Annotated in this window: 17 protein-coding genes and 1 pseudogene; 4 read left to right on the plus strand and 14 right to left on the minus strand. The window is 70.1% G+C overall.

Annotation, left to right across the window (positions count from 1 at the left end):
• The first annotated feature begins 191 nt into the window (after nt 1-191).
• A complete protein-coding gene (locus ABZT04_RS38695) occupies nt 192-650 on the plus strand; it encodes a pyridoxamine 5'-phosphate oxidase family protein (protein WP_356063398.1) in 459 nt (152 codons plus the stop codon).
• 13 nt (nt 651-663) lie between these two features.
• Here the strand turns inward: ABZT04_RS38695 and ABZT04_RS38700 are convergent, their stop codons facing one another.
• From ABZT04_RS38700 to ABZT04_RS38740, 9 genes and pseudogenes are all read right to left on the minus strand, one after another.
• Nucleotides 664-1,569 (minus strand): aldo/keto reductase, encoded by a 906-nt coding sequence (locus ABZT04_RS38700; RefSeq protein ID WP_356063401.1) that lies wholly within the window; start codon nt 1,567-1,569, stop codon nt 664-666.
• Nucleotides 1,570-1,611: 42 nt separating this feature from the next.
• Complete coding sequence (locus ABZT04_RS38705; RefSeq protein WP_356063404.1) at nt 1,612-2,976, minus strand: RICIN domain-containing protein; 1,365 nt, start codon at nt 2,974-2,976, stop codon at nt 1,612-1,614.
• Between the two features lie 84 nt (nt 2,977-3,060).
• Nucleotides 3,061-4,155 carry an NAD-dependent epimerase/dehydratase family protein gene (locus tag ABZT04_RS38710; RefSeq protein WP_356063407.1) on the minus strand — a complete coding sequence of 365 codons (1,095 nt, stop codon included), beginning with the start codon at nt 4,153-4,155 and terminating at the stop codon, nt 3,061-3,063.
• A 68-nt stretch (nt 4,156-4,223) separates the two neighbouring features.
• On the minus strand, nt 4,224-4,871 hold the full coding sequence (locus ABZT04_RS38715) for an SRPBCC family protein (protein ID WP_356063410.1): 648 nt from the start codon (nt 4,869-4,871) through the stop codon (nt 4,224-4,226).
• Nucleotides 4,872-4,881: 10 nt separating this feature from the next.
• Nucleotides 4,882-5,247, minus strand: a complete 366-nt coding sequence (locus ABZT04_RS38720) for a metalloregulator ArsR/SmtB family transcription factor (protein WP_356063412.1) — start codon at nt 5,245-5,247, stop codon at nt 4,882-4,884.
• Nucleotides 5,248-5,305: 58 nt separating this feature from the next.
• A pseudogene (locus ABZT04_RS38725) lies at nt 5,306-6,634 on the minus strand (aldehyde dehydrogenase family protein); the annotation flags it as partial.
• Between the two features lie 106 nt (nt 6,635-6,740).
• Nucleotides 6,741-7,937 carry an RNA polymerase sigma factor gene (locus ABZT04_RS38730; protein WP_356063415.1) on the minus strand — a complete coding sequence of 399 codons (1,197 nt, stop codon included), beginning with the start codon at nt 7,935-7,937 and terminating at the stop codon, nt 6,741-6,743.
• Nucleotides 7,937-8,302 carry a YciI family protein gene (locus tag ABZT04_RS38735; protein WP_356063418.1) on the minus strand — a complete coding sequence of 122 codons (366 nt, stop codon included), beginning with the start codon at nt 8,300-8,302 and terminating at the stop codon, nt 7,937-7,939. The genes ABZT04_RS38730 and ABZT04_RS38735 overlap by 1 nt, the downstream gene beginning before the upstream one ends.
• 84 nt (nt 8,303-8,386) lie before the next feature.
• Nucleotides 8,387-8,851 carry a MarR family winged helix-turn-helix transcriptional regulator gene (locus ABZT04_RS38740; RefSeq protein ID WP_356063421.1) on the minus strand — a complete coding sequence of 155 codons (465 nt, stop codon included), beginning with the start codon at nt 8,849-8,851 and terminating at the stop codon, nt 8,387-8,389.
• A 117-nt stretch (nt 8,852-8,968) separates the two neighbouring features.
• On the opposite strand from ABZT04_RS38740, the gene ABZT04_RS38745 reads away from it, so the two are divergent.
• The 3 genes from ABZT04_RS38745 (at nt 8,969) to ABZT04_RS38755 (ending at nt 13,088) form a co-directional block, all read left to right on the plus strand.
• Nucleotides 8,969-10,051 carry a substrate-binding domain-containing protein gene (locus tag ABZT04_RS38745; RefSeq protein ID WP_356063424.1) on the plus strand — a complete coding sequence of 361 codons (1,083 nt, stop codon included), beginning with the start codon at nt 8,969-8,971 and terminating at the stop codon, nt 10,049-10,051.
• Nucleotides 10,052-10,263: 212 nt separating this feature from the next.
• Complete coding sequence (locus ABZT04_RS38750; RefSeq protein WP_356063528.1) at nt 10,264-11,961, plus strand: hypothetical protein; 1,698 nt, start codon at nt 10,264-10,266, stop codon at nt 11,959-11,961.
• Nucleotides 11,962-12,053: 92 nt separating this feature from the next.
• On the plus strand, nt 12,054-13,088 hold the full coding sequence (locus ABZT04_RS38755; protein WP_356063426.1) for an acyl-CoA dehydrogenase family protein: 1,035 nt from the start codon (nt 12,054-12,056) through the stop codon (nt 13,086-13,088).
• Nucleotides 13,089-13,107: 19 nt separating this feature from the next.
• Here ABZT04_RS38755 and ABZT04_RS38760 read toward each other — a convergent pair whose 3' ends face one another.
• From ABZT04_RS38760 to ABZT04_RS38780, 5 genes are all read right to left on the minus strand, one after another.
• Nucleotides 13,108-13,986 (minus strand): oxidoreductase, encoded by an 879-nt coding sequence (locus ABZT04_RS38760; protein WP_356063429.1) that lies wholly within the window; start codon nt 13,984-13,986, stop codon nt 13,108-13,110.
• A gap of 102 nt (nt 13,987-14,088) precedes the next feature.
• Nucleotides 14,089-15,231 (minus strand): LLM class flavin-dependent oxidoreductase, encoded by a 1,143-nt coding sequence (locus ABZT04_RS38765; RefSeq protein ID WP_356063432.1) that lies wholly within the window; start codon nt 15,229-15,231, stop codon nt 14,089-14,091.
• A gap of 34 nt (nt 15,232-15,265) precedes the next feature.
• Nucleotides 15,266-16,486, minus strand: a complete 1,221-nt coding sequence (locus tag ABZT04_RS38770) for an SfnB family sulfur acquisition oxidoreductase (RefSeq protein WP_356063434.1) — start codon at nt 16,484-16,486, stop codon at nt 15,266-15,268.
• A 5-nt stretch (nt 16,487-16,491) separates the two neighbouring features.
• On the minus strand, nt 16,492-17,046 hold the full coding sequence (ssuE, locus tag ABZT04_RS38775) for an NADPH-dependent FMN reductase (protein ID WP_356063437.1): 555 nt from the start codon (nt 17,044-17,046) through the stop codon (nt 16,492-16,494).
• Nucleotides 17,047-17,123: 77 nt separating this feature from the next.
• On the minus strand, nt 17,124-18,341 hold the full coding sequence (locus tag ABZT04_RS38780; RefSeq protein WP_356063440.1) for an acyl-CoA dehydrogenase family protein: 1,218 nt from the start codon (nt 18,339-18,341) through the stop codon (nt 17,124-17,126).
• Between the last annotated feature and the right edge of the window lie 10 nt (nt 18,342-18,351).

An 18,351-nucleotide genomic window follows, 5' to 3' on the forward strand; every position in this document is an offset into this window, starting at 1 on the left:
CTCGACGCGGCATGCGAGCAGGGCGGTCCGGTCCCGGTCCGGCGGGTGGGTACACCTCGCACGCCCTTGGGACACGGGAGGGGAACATCCACGGCAGCACCGGCCGGACGACGGGAAAGTGCCGACAGGGCCGGAAGTCCTACGCCCCTGGCCCGAGGCGCCACGCGAACCCCGCCGATAGCGTCCCCGGCATGACGATCACCGTGCCGCCCCGCGGCCCCGAGGAACGCAGGCATGACGTACTGGCCCGGCTGGAGCGGGAGTCGGACGTCTGGGTGGCCTCGGCGGACGCCGACGGGCTGCCCTGTCTGGTTCCGCTGTGGTTCGTGTGGGACGGGCGGGCGGTCTGGCTGTCCACCCGGCCCACGAACCCCACGGGCCGCAATCTCGCCGACGGGCGGCGGACCCGGCTCGCGTTCGCGGACACCCGGGACGTCGTGCTCATCGACGGCGAGGCGACGGCGTTCGCCGCCGAGGACGTCCCGGCCGCCGCGGTCGAGGCGTTGCGCGCGAAGTACGGCTGGGATCCCCGCGAGGAACGCGCGCCCTACTCCTTCTTCCGGATACGACCGCTGGCCGTCCAGGCGTGGCACGGGCAACACGAGTTGCCCGGGCGCCACCTGATGCGGGACGGCACCTGGCCGGCCTGAGCCACGTCCTCGCTCAACCGGCCTTCCTGTGCAGCTCGTTGAGGCGGTCGAGCTCGTCCTCGGCGAGCCGGATCGCGCCCGTGGCCACGTTCTCGACGAGGTGGTCGGGGTTGCCCGTGCCGGGGATGGCGAGGACGTGCGGTCCCTGGGCGAGGGACCAGGCCAGGCGGATCTGGGCCGGGGTCACGCCGTGGGCGTCCGCGATGGCCAGTACCTCGTCGTCGTGGGCGGTGGTGGCGCCCTTGGCCCCGCCCTCGCCCGCGATGGCGAAGAACGGCACGAAGGCTATGCCCTGTTCGCCGCAGAGCCGCAGCATGTCTTCGGTCTCGGGTCGGGAGGAGTCGAGCCCGAACCGATTCTGCACACTCACCACGGGAGCGATCCGCTGCGCCTCGGCGAGGTGCCGCGGCTCCACGTCGGAGAGCGCGAGATGCCGGACCAGGCCCTCCTCCTGGAGTTCCGCGAGCGCGCCGAAGTGCTCGGCGATCGAGTCCTGCCCCATCCGGCGCAGATAGACCACGTCGATGTGGTCGCGCCCGAGCTGGCGCAGGTTCTCCTCGACATGGCCGCGCAGGTCGTCGGGGCGTGCCGAAGTGCCCCACTCCCCCGAGTAGGTGCGGAAGGGGCCGACCTTCGCGGCGATCACGAGGTCGTCCGGGTAGGGGGCGAGCGCGGTGTTGATGAGTTCGTTCGCGGAGCGCAGCGACGAGAAATAGAAGGCGGCCGTGTCGATGTGGTTCACACCCAGCTCAATGGCCTTGCGCAGCACGGCGATCGAGCGGTCGCGGTCGCTCGGTGCCCCGAGGTTGAAGGCGGCGCTGCCCGTCAGCCGCATCGCGCCGAAGCCGACGCGGTTGACGGTCAGGTCGCCGAGTTTCCAGGTGCCCGCGGCGGCCGCGGTGATCTTCTCCGAAGTCATCAGCGGAGTTTCGCACATCCCCAGCGCACGGCCGCCATCGCTTTACGGATACGTGTACGTGTTCAGGGAGTTGACCGCGGAGGCCGGGTCACCGAGGTCGTAGCGGTCCACCGCGAGGAAGTTGGGCTTCTTGCGGGCGGCCGGCTGGCAGAACCGCTGGGCCCGGTCGAGGACCTTGGTGTTGTCGGTCTGTGCGGTGCCGGCAACGGTGGCGTCCCGGAAGTGGTTCATGACGAACAGCGGGCGGAAACCCGGATACGTCTGGGTGAGCGGGACGTTGAGGTCGCTGCCGTACCAGCGGCTGTAGCAGGACCAGTCGGAGGAGCTCGCGCCGGAGCCCATGGACCAGTAGTTCTCGACGGTCCACTCGCGCTGGTACATCACGCCAAAGCTGTCCCGGGTCAGTCCGGCGGACTCGTCGGAGGCGCGGCTGTGGTCGGTGAAGATCAGCAGCCGGTGGTTGGCCGCGATCAGGTCGGCCATCTTCGGCCAGCCGTTCTGCTTCACCCCGGTCTGGTCGGGGCGGTAGAGGACGTCGTACAGGCCGTTGACACGGGCGAGTTCATCGCGCAGGACGCCCGGGTCGACGTAGTCCTCCAGGAAGACGGTGACGAACTGGTCGGGGTGCGCCTTGAGGAAGTCCACCATGCGCTGGAGGTCGACGTTGAGAGCGACGGGCTTGCTGACCAAGGTGCAACTGTCGTGGCAGAGGATCGCACCGTCGGAGGTCTGGTGGATGTCCAGCATGAACCCCCGTACTCCGTCGGAGAGTTGCTGGTTGATGCCCCGGGACTGGTTGGGGAAGAAGTTCACGAAGGGCGGGGCGAATCCGCCGTCCACGCCGTTGGCGTAGGCGTTGTGCGCGGTGAGGAACGTGACCTGGTCCAGGGTGCGTTGGTCCTGTGCCGGGATCGGGCTGGTGGGCGAGGTGACCGGCGTGAGGTACCAGGAGGCGAGGCCGCCGGACGAACCGATGACCAACTGGGCCGGGTAGTTGGCGCCGGAGGGCTTGGCGCCCACGGTCAAGTAGCTTGCTGTGCCCGGGACTTGGAGCGTGTACTGGTCACCGCCGACCGGCGTGATCTGCCAGGCCGCGTCCGCGCTCGTGCAGGCGACGGTCCGGGCCTGGCCGCCCGAGCGGCCCAGGCAGCTTCCGGCCGTGTCGGTGCTCTCCAGGACGTACGAGGATCCGCTCGTCCGGAGGGTCCACTGCTGGTGGTCCTCGTTGCCCTTCGGGTTGTGCTGCTCCACCGCTCCCCCGTTGTCGGCCGCGTCGAGCCCGGTCGTGGCGCTCTGGACGTAGTAGGTGCCCGGGGAGGGGGCCGCGTCGGCGGCGCCGGCCGGCGGGGCGGTGATCACCGCGGCCAGCGCGGCGGTGATGGCGAGCAGGGCGTGGGGGGTTCGCATGAGTGCCCTTCGGTCGAGTGTGGTCAGGCTCATGACACCGAAAAGATGATCGAGCCACACCCAAACGCCTTTGGTCTGAACCAGTCAAGAGCCATGACCGGTCGTCGCGGTGAACAGCCGAGAACGGTCAGCGCGTTCCCTCAACTGCCGCCACGCCAGGTAGTGATCGAGGAGTGTCTCCTCCAACGGCCGGTAGACGATGCCCAGTTCCTCCACACTCCGCCGGTTGTCGACCGTGAACCTGATCCCGAGGTGCTTGCGGATGTAGTCCTGGGTGAGCCCGAACGCGGGCCCCAGGATGCGCACCGGCCAGTGCGGCAGGCCGTGCCGGGGCAGACGGTAGTTGCGCGGGAAGCGCCGGCGCAGGGCTCGTGACATGTCGAGGAAGGACGCCATGCGGGTCGCGGCCACGATGTACCGGCCGTGCGCGTCGGGGAGTTCGGCCGCCGCGATGTGCGCGTCCGCGACGTCCCGCACATCGGCGACGGTGAAGCTGAAGTCGGGCGCCCCGTAGAAGAAGTAGCCCTTGAACAGCTCGTCGAGGAGGAACAGGCTGCCGGAATCCGAGGCGGGAGTGAGCGAAGGGCCCAGAATCAGACCGGGGTTGACGCTGACCATGCGCCAGCGGTCCTGCGCCTGTGCCGCGTCCCAGGCGGCACGTTCGGCGACCGTCTTGGCGTAGTGGTACGGGTTGTTCTCGACCGTGCTGGTGGTGTTGACGTACTCCTCGGTGAGGATCCCGTCCTTCATCGCCCGTACGTCGGCGTAGTCCCCGAAGATAGTGCCGACCGTCGAGGTGAACACCAACTTCTCGACGGTGGGCGTGCGTTCGACGGCGGCGAGGACGTTTCGGGTGCCGGTGAGCGCGGGTTCGACGACGTCCTTGTGACCGTCCTTGATCTTCTCCGGCATCAGGAATGGCGAGGCGACGTGGAACACGACCCGGCAGCCGTCCATGGCCGCGTCGAAGGAACCCGCCGCCAGCAGATCCGCCTCGAACAGCGCCAGGGCGCCCGGGAATTGGTCCCGCATGGCCCGCAGCGGCGCGACCTTCGCCTCGTTGCCGAGGGACCGCACGGTGGTGTGCACCCGGTAGCCGCGCTCCAGCAGGTGCCGGACAAGATGGCTGCCGACGAATCCGCTGCCGCCGGTCACCAACACCGTCTCGCCGTCGTTCATCCCTGGCTCCGATCACCCGTGACGTCCAGCGCGCACGCTACAACGGTGATCGGCTCCAGGTCTGCGGTTCAGTCGGTACGTTCTTCGGCATCGGCCCCCGTGTAGGCCGCCGTCGTCCGGTCCGCGGCGGCGCGGGCCACCGCCTCCTCCTCGCCGCTCGCGACGTTCGCCGCGAACCACGCCTCGCTGCTCTCGGTGACGAAGCGGCGCCCCTCCTCCGACATCAGCCAGGCCATGGCGTCCTCTGGCTTCACGGAGTCGCCGCCCGAGAGGTGGCCGCTGAGCCCGAGCAGGATCGAGTCCCAGCCGACACCGACCGCGCCCGGCCCGAACTCGGCCCACTTCTGGTCGTCGACATGGGAGATGTGGTCCAACTCGAAGCGCGTGCCCTCGCCCTCCGGTGTCAACCGCAGCTCGATCCAACTGACTTCGCCGCCGAACTCCCAGGTCGCGAAGAAGCTCTTGGGCGGGTCGCAGCGCTCGACGGTGCCGCCCGCGTTGCCCTGCAACTGGTAGCGCCCGCCGAGCCGCAGTTCACCAGTGACCGGCAGGAACCAGCGCGGGATGCGCTCTGGGTCGGTGCAGGCGTCCCAGACGTCCTCGGGCGGTGCGTCGTAGGACTGGCCGATGGTGACCACGCGGGCCTCGCCGGCCTTGAAGTCGCGTCGGCCGACCCGGCGGCTCACGGAGTTGATCTGATGGGTCACGTCGATCATGGGGTGCACCTCAACTCGTCGGAGAATCGGGGGTGTCGTCGGTGTCACGGAGCCGGCGCTCACGCTTGCCCCGGGCCAACTCGGTGGCCAGAGCGTCCAGATGCGGGGTCCAGAAACGACGGAAGCGGTCGAGCCAGGCGTCGATGTCCCGCAGCGGCTCGGAGTCGACCGCGTACAGGCGCCGGGTGCCGTCCGGCCGTACCGTCGCGAAACCGTTCTCCCGCAGCACCTTCAGATGCTGTGAGACGGCGGGCTGCGATATCCCGAACTCCCGCCGGACGACATCACTGACCGTGCCCGCGGACTGCTCGCCCTCGGCGAGCAGTTCCAGGATGCGGCGGCGCACGGGGTCCCCGAGCACATCGAAGGCGTGCATGAACACCACCGTATCACCATCCACTTATATAAGCGACTGGTGATACGTGAGGGGCAGCTCAGACCAGCGGCTTCTCGAGCAGCGCCTTGCGGTGGCTGAACGTCTCGATCGAGTAGCGGCCGTGGTAGTTGCCCATGCCGCTCTCCCCCACGCCGCCGAACGGCAGGTCGGAGACGGTGAGATGGGCGAGCGGGAGGCCGTAGCCGACGGCACCGGAGGAGGTCTCGGCGGCGATCCGGGCGCGGGTGTCGTCGGAGTCCGTGAAGACGTACAGGGCGAGGGGCTTGTCGCGGTCGTTGATGAAGTCGATCGCCGCGTCGAGGCCGGGGACGGTGACGATCGGAAGGATCGGACCGAAGATCTCCTCCGCCATGACGGGCGCCTTCGGGTCCACGTCGGCGAGCACGGTCGGCGCGATGTACTTGTCCGTGCGGTCGCTGCGTCCGCCGACGACGACCCGGCCGGAGTCGAGCAGTCCGGCGAGCCGGTCGAAGTGACGTTCGTTGACGATACGGCCGTACTCGCCGGAGGTCTGCGGGTCGGCGCCGTAGACCTTCTCGACCGCACTCGCCAGCAGGGGTTCGAGCGCGGCGGCGGTCTCCGGGTCGGTCAGCACATAGTCGGGGGCCACACAGGTCTGGCCGGCGTTGAGGAACTTGCCGCGCGCCAACCGGTCGGCGACGACGGCGAGATCGGCGTCGCGGTCGACGAACGCCGGTGATTTGCCGCCGAGTTCGAGGGCGACCGGGGTCAGGTGCTCGGCCGCGGCGCGCAGGACGATACGGCCGACTGCGCCGTTGCCGGTGTAGAAGATGTGGTCGAAGTGCTCGGCGAGCAGGGCCGTGGTCTCGGGGACACCGCCCTCCACGACGGCGACCGCGTCGGTGTCGAGGTAGGCGGGCAGCAGCCGGGCGATGGCGGCGGAGGTGGCCGGGGCCATCTCGCTGGGCTTGACGACCACCGCGTCACCGGAGGCCAGGGCACCGACGACCGGGGTCAGCAGGAGCTGGAGCGGATAGTTCCAGGGAGCGATCACCAGGACGACCCCCAGCGGGTCGTACTGCGTCCAGGCCGTGGCGTCGACGCCGAGGTGGGCCGGCACGGGGGCGGACTCGGGGCTCAGCCACTCGTCGAGATGGTCGAGGGTGTGGTCGATCTCGCGGATCGTGAAGCCGATCTCGGTGCGCTGGGACTCGGCGGCGCTCTTGCCCAGGTCTGCGTGGAGGGCGGCGGCGAGGTCGTCGCCGTGTTCCGTGAGCAGGTCGCGCAGGCGGCGCAGTTGGGCGGTGCGCCAGGCGACGGGCTTGGTGCGCCCGGTGCGGAAGGTGGCGCGCAGCCGGGACACGATGTCGGCGGGCTGCTCGGGGCTGGACTGGTTCACGGTGCCTCGCTGGTGGTGCGTGGGGAATCTCGACGGTCAGGTGTATATACCAACCATTGATGGGCAGGGATAAATTCCGGCGCTGAGAAGGTCGCTCTCCGCACCGAGGCTGTCACACGCGGACGAGTTCCTCGCGGCGGCGTTCGAGGTAGCCGCGCTCCGCCGTGCTCTCCGTGCGGGCGATGGCCGCCTCGTACGCCCGCACGGCCTCGGTGTCACGGCCCAGGCGGCGCAGCAGGTCGGCGCGGACCGCGTGCAGGACGTGGTAGTCGTCGAGGGCCAGCTCGTCCACGAGGGCGAGGGCCTGCCCCGGGCCGTCCACCTCGGCGACCGCGACGGCCCGGTTGAGGGCGACGACCGGGCTCGGGGCGAGGGCCATGAGCTGGTCGTAGAGCTGGAGGATCTGTCGCCAGTCGGTCGCGTCGGCGGTCGGCGCGTCGCTGTGCACGGCGTTGATCGCGGCCTGGATCTGGTACGGCCCGGGGTTGTTCAGCCGCAGGCACCGCCGGACGAGTGACTGGCCGTCGGTGATGAGCTCGCCGTCCCAGCGCGCGCGGTCCTGGTCGGGCAGCGGCACCAGCGCACCGTCCGGGCCCTCCCGGGCGGCCCGGCGCGACTCGACGAGCAGCATCAGCGCGAGCAGACCGGTCACCTCGGGCTCGTCGGGCATGAGCTCGGACAGGAGGCGGCCGAGGCGCAGGGCTTCGGCGCACAGTTCGGGCGAGTCCGTATACCCCTCGTTGAAGATCAGGTAGACGACGGCCAGGACGCCCTTGAGTCGGTCGGGGAGGTCTGCATCGCGGGGCACCCGGTACGGGATCCTCGCGTCGCGGATCTTGGCCTTGGCGCGGACCAGGCGCTGGGCCATCGTCGGCTCGGGCACCAGGAAGGCGCGGGCGATCCGGGCGGTGGTGAGTCCGCCGAGCAGCCGCAGGGTGAGCGCGACCTGTGCCTGGGTGGCGAGCGCGGGGTGGCAGCAGGTGAAGATCAGGCGGAGCCGGTCGTCGCGCACGGGTCCCTCCTCGGCGGGCGCGTCGGACGCGTACAGCAGGGCGGCCTCGCCGTGCCGGGCCTCCCGCGAGGACTCGCGGCGCAGCCGGTCGATCGCGCGGTTGCGGGCGGTCGTGATGATCCACCCGGCCGGGCTCGGCGGCACACCGGTCTCCGGCCACTTCTGTACGGCCGTGGTGAAGGCGTCCTGGACCGCTTCCTCGGCGAGGTCGATGTCGCCGAGGAAACGGACCAGGACAGAGACCGCGCGCCCGTACTCGGCACGGAAGACGGCCTCGACGTCGGTGGTGAACGACATCAGTCCTCGGACGTGTTCACGAAGGGGCGCACCTCGATGGGCAGCGTGGTGGCCCAGGTCGCCCGCCTGCCCCACTCCAGGGCCGCGTCCAGGTCGGCCGCCTTGATCAGGCAGATCCCGCCCAGGTACTCCTTGCCCTCGGCGTACGGGCCGTCGGTGATCAGTACGTCGCCGTCCTTGCCGCCCTTGGGGCGCAGCACGGTGGCCGTCTCCGGGCCATGCAGTCCGCCGGCGAAGACCCAGGCACCGGCGGCCTGGAGTTCGCCGTGGAAGATCTCCAGCCTGCGGCCGATCTCCGCCATCTCCTCGGTCGAGGGCATCTGTCCGTCGGTCGGTGTGATCACGCTGAGCAGGTAGTGCTGCATGACGTCCTCCAGGTCATCGGGTTTCGCGGTGGGGCTTCTCTCACCTCCTACACGAACGCCGCGCGCCCGGATCGACACCGCGCCTCAGGAAACCGGCAGGACTTTCTCCGCAGGTTCGTCCGCGGGCTCCTGGTCCAGCACCGCCGTGAGCCGGGCGAGCAGTCGTACGAGATCGCCGTGGTCGTCGATCGCGTCGAGGAGCCGGGTCTGGTCGGCGAGGAGGCGGTGCGCGGCGCGCTCGTGGAGGGTGCGGCCGCGGGCGGTGAGATGGAGCAGGACCCGGCGGCGGTCGGCCCGGTCGGGGCGGCGGTGGACCAGGTTGTCGGCGACCATCCGGTCCACCAGCTTGGTCAGGCTCGGGGCCGGCATCAGGACCTGGTCGGCGATCTCGGTCATCGGGTGCCCCTTGCCGTCCGCGATGATCGACAGGACGCGCCACCGCTCCACCGAGCAGTCCTCCTCGGCCAGTACGACGGCCATACGCCGGCCCAGGCGCCGCTCGGCGTGCGCGAGCAGGTGGGCGAGGCCCGGCGACGGTACGGACGACATTGCCGCTGTCCTTCCGGTAGGTCTACTGTGCGGTTCAGATTACGAGCCTCTGCGAGGGTGCCGGGGCCGGGGCCGGGACCGGTATCCGTGCCCTCACACCCTCACGGAGGTGCTCCGGTGCATCCCCTGCCGCCCGGGCGGATCAGCGGCCCGACCAGGACCCTGGTCGTGGCGCTGGTCGTACCCCTGCGGGGGCCGGCGGGCGTCTTCGGCCCGTCCTGTGAGCTTGCCGCGCAACTCGCCGTGGAGGAACTCAACGCCGTAGGTGGGGTGTTGGGCCTTGAGGTCCGGCTGATCGTGGTGGACGGCGGCGCGCCGGCGGAGCAGGTGGCGGCCGAGGTCGAGGCCCTGGTGTCGATGCGCGCGGTGGACGCGGTGGTGGGCTGGCACACCTCGGCGGTTCGCAAGGCGCTGGTGCCGCGCATCGCGGGCCGGGTGCCGTATGTCTACACCGCGCAGTACGAGGGCGGCGAGCGTACCCCGGGCGTGTTCCTGACCGGCGAGACCGACGCGGCTCAACTCCAGCCCGCGATGCGGCTGTTGGCGGAGGAGACCGGCGCGCGCCGCTGGTGCACGGTGGGCAACGACTACGTGTGGCCGCGCGTCACCGCCCGGGCCGCCCGCCGCTACGCCCGGGACTCCGGGGGCCGGGTGCGGGGCGAGGTGTTCGTGCCGCTGGGGACGTACGAGTTCGGGCCGGTGCTGCGGCGGATCGAGCGGTGCGAGGCGGACGCCGTGCTGATGCTGCTGGTCGGGGACGACGCGGCGCGCTTCAACCGGGCGTTCGCCGCACGCGGGTTGCACCAGCGGTGTCTGCGGCTGAGCACGCACATGGACGAGAACATCCTGCTGGCCACCGGCGCGGAGGCCACCGAGGGACTGTGGGCGGCGGCGGGCTACTTCGAGACCCTCGCCACGGCCGAAAGCCTTGATTTCAGCGGGCGTTACGCGGCCCGGTTCGGCGTGGAGGCACCCGTCGTGGGCAGCCTCGGCGAGTCGTGCTTCGAGGGCGTACGGCTGCTGGCGGCCTTGGCCGAGCAGGCGCGGTCGCTCGACGTGGGCGCCATGTGCGCACTGGGCGGCACCGTTTCTTACGAGGGCCCGAGAGGCGTACTGCGTCTGCACGGCAATCACCTCCGCCAACGGCTGTACCTGGCACGGGCGGACGCCTTCGACTTCGACATCGTCGCCCAACTCTGACCTCTCCCACCTGCTCCGATCGAGACTACCTTCCCCCAGGAATAGTTTCCACAGGAAGCATTGATTAAATCTACGCGCGTCGCCAAAAGAATTTTGAAAACTCCTCCATTTAAAGCCCGCGAAACGGCCGGGAAACAATTCGGCGTGACTCTTCCGTCCAACTCCCCCGGGTCGTCCGGGAGGTGACCACACCCGTGGAAGAGGGAAGCGTCGTGACGGAGATCGTCGACAAAGAGGCGCCGGCAACGGCAGCCGGACGGACCTACAACGACTGGGCGCAGAACGACACGTTGGAGGACTACTCGCTTCGCTACGCGCCGAAGTCCTTCCGGCGCTGGACGCCCTACGTGGTGGCCACCACCGCACTCGGCGGTATCGCGTACCTCGCCGACTTCGCCATCGGCGGCTCGATCGCCATCTCGAACGGCTTCTCCAGTGCCATGGTGGCGATCCTCGCGGCGGCGGTGACGATCTTCCTCACCGGCATCCCGATCTCGTACTACTCGGCCAAGTACTCCATCGACATGGACTTGTTGACCCGGGGTGCGGGCTTCGGCTACCTCGGCTCGACGCTCACGTCGGTCATCTACGCCAGCTTCACCTTCATCTTCTTCGCCCTCGAAGGTTCGATCATGGCGCAGGCCCTGGACCTGGGCCTGCATATCCCGCTGGCCGTCGGCTACTTGATCTGCTCGTTGATCATCCTGCCGTTGGTGATCTACGGCATGACCGCGCTCTCCAAGATGCAGGTGTGGACGCAGCCGGTGTGGCTGGTGCTGATGGTCGCGCCGTTCGTGTCCATCGCCATCCAAGAGCCCGGCAAGTTCTCGCAGTTCACCCACTTCGCGGGCAACTCCCCCACCGGTTCCAGCATCAGCATGCTCGGTGTCGGCGCGGGCGCCGGTGTGGCGCTGTCGCTGATCGCGCAGATCGGTGAGCAGGTCGACTATCTGCGCTTCATGCCCGACAAGACCCCGCAGAACGCCAAGAAGTGGTGGGGCGCGGTGCTTTCGGCGGGCCCGGGCTGGGTGGTCCTCGGCGCGGCGAAGCAGATGGGCGGCGCGTTCCTGGCCTTCTACATCGCCGGCAGCGTGGGCCTCGCCAAGGCCAACGAGCCCATCCAGCAGTACGTCTCCGGCTTCAAGACCTTCGCCGCCCCGGTCGCCCTGGGCCTCGCCACGTTCTTCGTGATCCTGTCCCAGGTGAAGATCAACTCGACGAACGCGTACTCGGGTTCGCTGTCCTGGTCGAACTTCTTCTCCCGCCTGACACACCGTCACCCGGGGCGCGTGGTCTACATCTTCCTCAACGTCGGCATCGCCCTGGCCCTGATGGAGGGCGGCGTCTTCGGCTTCCTCAACACGGTCTTGGGCTTCTACTCCAACGTGGCCATCGCCTGGATCGGCGCGGTCGTCGCCGACCTGGTCATCAACAAGCCTCTGGGGCTGAGCCCTTCGTACATCGAGTTCAAGCGCGCCCACCTGTACAACTTCAACCCGGTCGGCTTCGGCTCGATGCTCATCGCCTCGGCCGTCTCGATCACCGCGTACTTCGAGGCGTTCGGCGACTACGGCAAGGCCTACTCCCCCTTCATCGCCCTGTTCCTGGCGATGGTCCTCTCGCCACTGTTCGCGGCCCTCACGAAGGGCAAGTACTACATCGCCCGCCTCGACGACCTCGACGAGCCGCTCCTCGGCCCCGACGGTCTCCCCTCGGCCGTGGAACTGACCTGCACGGTCTGCACGACGGCCTTCGAACGCCCCGACGTGGCCAACTGCCCCTTCCACGCGGGCGCGATCTGCTCCCTGTGCTGCAGCCTGGAGAAGGACTGCCACGACTCCTGCAAGAGCGGGCCGGGAGCCACGGGTCCGGTGGACCTCGCGATGCCGGCCGTACGCTCGGCGGACTGATCACCGCGCTCTCCACCGCTCCGGCCCGTGTCCCGCGACACGGGCCGGAGCGACGCGTGTGATCGGCGCGGCAGATCGGGAGAATCACCCGCATGACCTCCCCTTCTCTCGTCGCCCGCGCCCGCCGACTCGCGGACGACCTCCTCGCCCCGCACGCCGAACAGGTCGACCAGGAGGGCGTCCCCACAAGCCACATCGCGGCGATCAAGCGGTCCGGCCTGCTGGGCGTGAACGCGCCCGTGGCCTACGGCGGCTCGGCCGCGCCCGGGACGGTGGCGCGGGAGACGGCGGAGATCCTGGCCGGGGCGTGCTGCTCGACCTGGTTCGTGCAGACCCAGCACCACACGCCGGTCATGACCCTGGCGAAGAGTGAACTGCCGGTGCGGGAAAGGCTGTTGGGACCGCTGTCGCGGGGCGAGTTGATGTCCGGGGTGGCCTACGCGCACCTGCGGGCGTATCCCCGGGTCCCGGTGCGGGTGACGCGGGAGCGGGGCGGCTGGCGGTTCGACGGGACGGTGCCCTGGTACACGGGTTGGGGCCTGAACGACGTGATGCTGCTCGCGGGGGTGACGGACGCGGACGAGGCGTTGTTCGCGTTCACGGAGGCGCGGGAGCAGGAGGGGATGCGGGCGTCCGAACCGATGCGGCTGGCCGCCCTCACGGCGTCCCGGACGGTGTCGCTGGAGCTGGACGGGCTGTGGCTGCCCGAGGAAGCCGTGGCCCTGCGCGCACCGTACGAGGAGTGGGCGGCGACCGACCGCCCGAAGCCGACGAACGCGTCACCGGCGGTCTTCGGGGTCGCGGAGGCGGCGCTGAGCCTGCTGGACGACGAGACCTCCGGCCCGCTGCGCACCCGCCTCGACGACGTACGGCGACAGGCCTACACCCTGGCCGAACACCCCGTGCCGCACGAGTACTTGACGGAACGGCTGGCGCTCAGGACCCGGGCGTACGAGCTGCTGATGACAGCGACCACGGCAGCGGTGGTGGCCGGAGGCGGCAGATCCCTTTCGCTGACGAGCAGGGCCCAACGCCTCGCGCGGGAGGCCCTGTTCCTCCTGGTCCAGGGCCAGACGGCGGAATCGAGGAGGGCCCACCTGAGGACACTGGCCGGTGGTCTCGCCTAGGAGGAGCGCGGGGTGTTCCTCAGGCCGGCCCGCTGCCGCCGATGCCGTCGAGTCGGGCGACCGCGTCGGCGGGCAGGACCAGGTCGGCGGCGGCGATGTTCTCGCGGAGGTGGGCCGGGGAGGAGGTGCCGGGGATCAGGGCGATGGCGGGAGAGCGCTGGAGCAGCCAGGCGAGGGCGACCTGCTGCGGTGTGGCGTCGAGCCGGGCGGCGACATCGGCGAGGGCGCGCGACTGGATCGGGTTGAAGCCGCCGAGGGGGAAGTACGGGGCGTAGGCGATGTTCTCGGCGGCACAACGGTCCACGAGTGCCTCGTCGTGCCGGTCGGCGAGGTTGTAGAGGTTCTGCACGGTGACGACCGGAGCGATGGTCTGTGCTTCGGTGAGCTGGGTGTCGCTTGCGCCGCTCAGCCCGAGATGGCGGATCAGGCCCTGCCGGCGCAGGTCGGCCAGGGCGCCGAACGGCTCGGCGATGGAGTCGTCGCTGGGGCCGTCGAAGGAGGGGATGCGCAGGTTGACGACGTCCAGGGCGTCGAGGCCGAGGTGCTGGAGGTTCTCGTGGACCTGGGCGGTGAGGTCGGCGGGGCGCTGTGCGATGGTCCAGGCGCCGGTCTCGTCACGTCGGGCCCCGACCTTCGTGACGATGTGCAGGCCGGCCGGGTAGGGGTGCAGGGCCTCTTTGATGAGCTCGTTGACGACGAACGGACCGTAGAAGTCGCTGGTGTCGATATGAGTGATGCCCAGCTCGACCGCCTCGCGCAGCACGGCCAGCGCCTGAGCGCGATCCTTGGGAGGACCGAACACCCCGGGGCCGGCCAACTGCATGGCGCCGAAGCCCATCCGGCTCAGGATGAGGTCGTCGGCCAGGGCCAGGGAACCCCCTGGAGTCACGGTGGTCATGTCGCACCTTTCGTTGACGTGCTGGTTGTGGGGACTGGTTGTGGGGACCCACAATTTAAGTACAGCACACTGTACCTAAATAGCCACCCGCTGCCCCAGACATCAACTCGCGAACGGCACCTGTGCCGAAGACGCCTTCCGTTCCCCGACCGGGTGCCGCCAGACTCCCTCCGCGGCCAGTCGAGGAAGCACCCCTTCCCCGAACCAGTACGCCTCCTCCAGATGCGGATATCCGCTCAGCACGAACTCGTCGATCCCCAGCGCCGCGTACTCCTTGATGCGCTCGGCGACCTCCTCGTGGCTGCCGACCAACGCCGTGCCCGCACCGCCCCGGACCAGCCCGATCCCCGCCCACAGGTTGGGGTGGATCTCCAGCCCGTCCCGGCTCCCTCCGTGCAGCGCCAGCATGCGCCGCTGTCCCTCGGACTCGCTCCGGGCGAGCCCCGCCTGTACGGACTTCACGGTGTCGGAGTCGAACCCTTCGAGCAGCCGGTTCGCCTCGGCCCAGGCCTCCGCGGACGTGTCCCGCGTGATCACATGGAGCCGGATACCGAACCGGAGCGTCCGTCCCTCCTTCGCCGCCAGCCCCCTGATCCAGGCGATCTTCTCCGCGACCTGGGCCGGCGGCTCACCCCAAGTGAGGTACACGTCCACATACTTGGCGGCGATCTCCCCGGCAACCGGCGACGAGCCCCCGAAGTACACCTCGGGCACCGGCTCGGGGAGCCGCGCCAGTTTCGCGTCCTCGACGCGCAGGTGCTCGCCGGTCAGATCGACGGTCTTGCCGTCCCACAACTGCCGTACGACGTCCAGGAACTCGCCGGTACGACGGTAGCGGTCGCCCTTGTCGAGGAAGTCGCCGTAGGCCCGCTGCTCGTGGCTCTCGCCTCCGGTCACGACGTTCAGCAGGAGCCGCCCGCCGGTCTGCCGCTGGAACGTGGACGCCATCTGCGCGGCGAGCGTCGGGGAGACGAAGCCGGGTCGGAAGGCGACCAGGAACTTCAGGCGTTCGGTGTGCTGGCTGACCATCGCGGTGGTCAGCCACGCGTCCTCGCACCAGGCGCCCGTGGGGGTGAGTGCGCCCACGAAACCGAGGTCCTCCGCCGCGCGGGCGATCTGGCTCAGGTAGGCGACCGTCGGCGGCCGGTCCCGTCCGGAGGCGGTGGCGGGCGTGCCGTGACCGCCGCCGACGACATGGCGGCTGTCCCCGTTGGTGGGGAGGAACCAGTGGAAGGTGAGGGACACGTGGGTCTCCGATCCGGACTGTCCTGAGGGTGGGTTAGAGGAGGCCGTGGCGGGGTGGCCTGGTGCCGTTGAGCACATATCTGCCGATGTGCTGGATCTTCCAGCGCGCCGGGTCGTGCAGTGTGTGGGTGCGGGCGTCGCGCCAATGCCGGTGCAGGTTGAGGGAGTTGAGGGCCGAGCGGGTTCCCGACACCTCGAAGAGAGCGCCCGCCACCTCGACGGCCGTCTGCGCCGCGTGCACCTTTGCCGCCGCCACCGCGACGGAGGCCTCCGCCGCCGAGTCGTCGCTGAGATGGGCGCGCGCCGCGTCGACGGCCGTTGCGGCCTGGATCAGCAGGGCCTCGGACGCCCGCACCTGGACGGCGAGTTCACCGAACCGCTGGATCAGCAGCGGGTCCTCGGCGGCGGTCTCCACCCCGCTCTCGAACCAGGGGCGGCTCTTCGTCCGTACGAACTCGGCGGCCTCGGCCAGCGCCCCACCGGCGATCCCGGTGTCGATGGCCGCGTGCAGCAACTGGGCGACGGCACCGTGGAGTTGGGGGCCGTCGAAGGTGAGGTGGTGGGGCAGGACCCGGTCCGCCGGGACGGTGACCGCCTCCAGGCGAACCGTGCCGCTGGCCGTCGTACGCTGCCCCATTCCGTCCCAGTCGTCGACGACCGTGACGCCCTCGGCGTCGCTCGGGACGTACGCGACGTGCAGGTTGTCGTGCTCGGCGCGGGCGAGGACGGGGATCCAGTCGGCGAAGAGGGCGCCGGTGGAGTAGTGCTTGACGCCGGTCAGCTCGTACGAGCCGTCGGACCGAGGGGTCAGGCGGGTGCGGATGTCCTGGACGTGTCGGGTGCCGGCCTCCGACTGGGCGTTGCCGAAGCGGCGGCCGGCGAGCAGTTCGGCGAAGAAGAACTTCCGCTGGTCCAAGGTGCCCTGACGGCGGATCACATTGACGTAGGCGAAGTGGCTCTGCGGGATCTGGGCGAGGCTGCCGTCGGCCGAGCCGAGCAGGCGGAAGATCTCGGCGAGGGTCCGGGCGCTGACGTCGGCGCCGCCGTGTTCGGCGGGCACGGTGACGGCGAGCAGTCCGGACGCGGAGAGCCGGTCCAACTCGGCGCGCGGGAGTCTGCGTTCGGCGTCGCGGGCGGAGGCGCCGGCCCGGAACTCGTCGGCCAGCGCGGCGGCAAGGACGAGGGCCTCGGCGTCGTCGGCGATCACATGGGCGGGCTCTCGGTCGGGCCCCTGGGTGGTCGCGTCGTCGGCCATGGTGGTCAGCCCGCCGCTGCCAGGAGCGGGGTGCGGCCGAGGGCCGTAGAGAACTGGTCGAGGACCTGGGTGAGGGCTTCGGCGGAGCCCGGGGCGACGGTGAGCGAGCCGTCCTCGTGGGCGGTGATGTCCTTGTCGAGGGTGAACCAGCCCTGGACTATATGGGCCGCACCCATGGAGTTCAGCACCGGGCGGAGCGCGTAGTCGATGGCCAGCACATGTGCGGTGGATCCACCGGTGGCGAGGGGCAGCACGGTCTTGCCGGTGAGGGCGTACTGCGGGAGCAGGTCGAGCAGCGCCTTGAGGACTCCGGAGTAGGAGGCCTTGTAGACGGGGGTGCCGACGACGACGCCGTCGGCGCGGGCGAACAGATCGGTCGCCTCGACGATGGCCGGATGCCGGAAGTCCGCGCCGAGCAGGGCCTCGGCTGGGATGGTGCGCACGTCGAGCGGGATCACCTCGTGGCCCTGGGCGATCAGCCGCTTGTCCAGGTGGCGCAGGAGGCGGTTGGTGCGGGATGAGACGGAGGGGCTGCCGGAGACGGACAGAACGGTGGCCATGGGTCCTCTTTCGGGGATGCGTCCTCTTGCGAGGAGGTGGGGCGCCCCCACATGTGCGGGCGCCCCGGGGCTGCGGGTCAGGAGTACCAAGTGGGTTCGGGCAGTTCGCCCTCAAGGACCCAGCGGCCGACCTCGCGTCGCTTGTAGGCGACGGGGTCGTGCAGGGTGTGAGTGCGGACGTTGCGCCAGAAGCGGTCCAGGCCCTCCGTGGTGGCGGTGGAGCGGGCGCCGGTGACCTCGAAGATCCGGTTGCCGATCTCCAGGGCGACATCGGTCGCGCGTGCCTTGACGGCGGCGACCCGTACCTCGAAGGCGCCGCGTGTCTGCTCGGTGACGGCGTCGGGGTCGTCGTGCAGCCGCTGTCCCTCGGTGGCGACGGTGTCGGCGAGCGCCTCGACGGCCCAGAGCTTCGCGGTGAGGTCGCCGTAGGTGTCGATGACGTACGGCTCGTCGACGGCGCGTTCGTAGCCGCCGTGCAGCCAGGAGCGGGACTTGGTGCGGGTGTAGCCGGCCGCCGTCTCCAGGGCGCCGGCCGCGATGCCCAAGTAGAAGTTGGCGAAGACGAGTTGGATGGTGGGGACGTTGAGGGTGTTGTACGTGCGCGGCCGGAATTCCTTGTCGACGTAGCCGGCCGCCGAGGACCACGGGGTGCGCACCCCGTCGAGAATGACGCCGCCGCTCTCGGTGAGGCGCTGGCCGATGTTGTCCCAGTCGTCGAGGAAGGTCAGGCCCTCGCTCTCGGAGGGCACGATGGCGAAGACATGCTGGTCGGTGCCTTCCAGGACGCCTTCGAGGACGGTGACGTCGGAGACCTTGCTGCCGGTGGAGAAGGATTTGCGGCCGGTGAAGACGAGGTCGTCGCCGTCCTCGGTGACGGTGACGTCCTTGTCGCGGGGGTTCACGGCGCCGCCGAAGAACCACCGGCCCCGGGCTGCCTCGGCCTCGACGTGTTCCCACTGTTCGCGGGTGCCGACCAGGCGGGCGGCCCAGTTCCACAGGTAGTGGTAGCCGAGGAGTTGGCCGATGGAGCCGTCGGCCTTGGCGACCTCGCGGACGACCCGGTAGGCGGTGGGCCAGTCCTGGCCTCCGCCGCCGTGCTCGCTGGGGCCGAGCAGGGTGACGAGGCCGGAGTCCTTGAGGAGTTGGACCTCGGCGTACGGGGTGGCGCCGGCCCGGTCGCGGGCGGCGGCGTCGGTGTCGAGGACGGCGGCGACCTCGGCGGCGCGGGCGATCCAGTCCTGGGCGGTTCGCGGGGCCGGGCGGGTCTGCCAGTCGGTGGGCGTGACGGTGCTCATGTCGGACGAC

Origin of the sequence: Streptomyces sp. NPDC005492, from assembly GCF_040605995.1 — a bacterium.
Taxonomy (GTDB): Bacteria; Actinomycetota; Actinomycetes; order Streptomycetales; family Streptomycetaceae; genus Streptomyces.

What these genes read in the sequence shown, in the direction of transcription:
- ABZT04_RS38700 (WP_356063401.1), bottom strand. Translation starts at nt 1,569, where the DNA reads ATGACTTCGGAGAAGATCACCGCGGCCGCCGCGGGCACCTGGAAACTC.
- ABZT04_RS38715 (WP_356063410.1), bottom strand. Translation starts at nt 4,871, where the DNA reads ATGATCGACGTGACCCATCAGATCAACTCCGTGAGCCGCCGGGTCGGC.
- ABZT04_RS38780 (WP_356063440.1), bottom strand. Translation starts at nt 18,341, where the DNA reads ATGAGCACCGTCACGCCCACCGACTGGCAGACCCGCCCGGCCCCGCGA.
- ABZT04_RS38770 (WP_356063434.1), bottom strand. Translation starts at nt 16,486, where the DNA reads ATGGCCGACGACGCGACCACCCAGGGGCCCGACCGAGAGCCCGCCCAT.
- ABZT04_RS38755 (WP_356063426.1), top strand. Translation starts at nt 12,054, where the DNA reads ATGACCTCCCCTTCTCTCGTCGCCCGCGCCCGCCGACTCGCGGACGAC.
- ABZT04_RS38695 (WP_356063398.1), top strand. Translation starts at nt 192, where the DNA reads ATGACGATCACCGTGCCGCCCCGCGGCCCCGAGGAACGCAGGCATGAC.
- ssuE (WP_356063437.1), bottom strand. Translation starts at nt 17,046, where the DNA reads ATGGCCACCGTTCTGTCCGTCTCCGGCAGCCCCTCCGTCTCATCCCGC.
- ABZT04_RS38730 (WP_356063415.1), bottom strand. Translation starts at nt 7,937, where the DNA reads ATGTCGTTCACCACCGACGTCGAGGCCGTCTTCCGTGCCGAGTACGGG.
- ABZT04_RS38740 (WP_356063421.1), bottom strand. Translation starts at nt 8,851, where the DNA reads ATGTCGTCCGTACCGTCGCCGGGCCTCGCCCACCTGCTCGCGCACGCC.
- ABZT04_RS38720 (WP_356063412.1), bottom strand. Translation starts at nt 5,247, where the DNA reads ATGCACGCCTTCGATGTGCTCGGGGACCCCGTGCGCCGCCGCATCCTG.
- ABZT04_RS38735 (WP_356063418.1), bottom strand. Translation starts at nt 8,302, where the DNA reads ATGCAGCACTACCTGCTCAGCGTGATCACACCGACCGACGGACAGATG.
- ABZT04_RS38705 (WP_356063404.1), bottom strand. Translation starts at nt 2,976, where the DNA reads ATGCGAACCCCCCACGCCCTGCTCGCCATCACCGCCGCGCTGGCCGCG.
- ABZT04_RS38760 (WP_356063429.1), bottom strand. Translation starts at nt 13,986, where the DNA reads ATGACCACCGTGACTCCAGGGGGTTCCCTGGCCCTGGCCGACGACCTC.
- ABZT04_RS38710 (WP_356063407.1), bottom strand. Translation starts at nt 4,155, where the DNA reads ATGAACGACGGCGAGACGGTGTTGGTGACCGGCGGCAGCGGATTCGTC.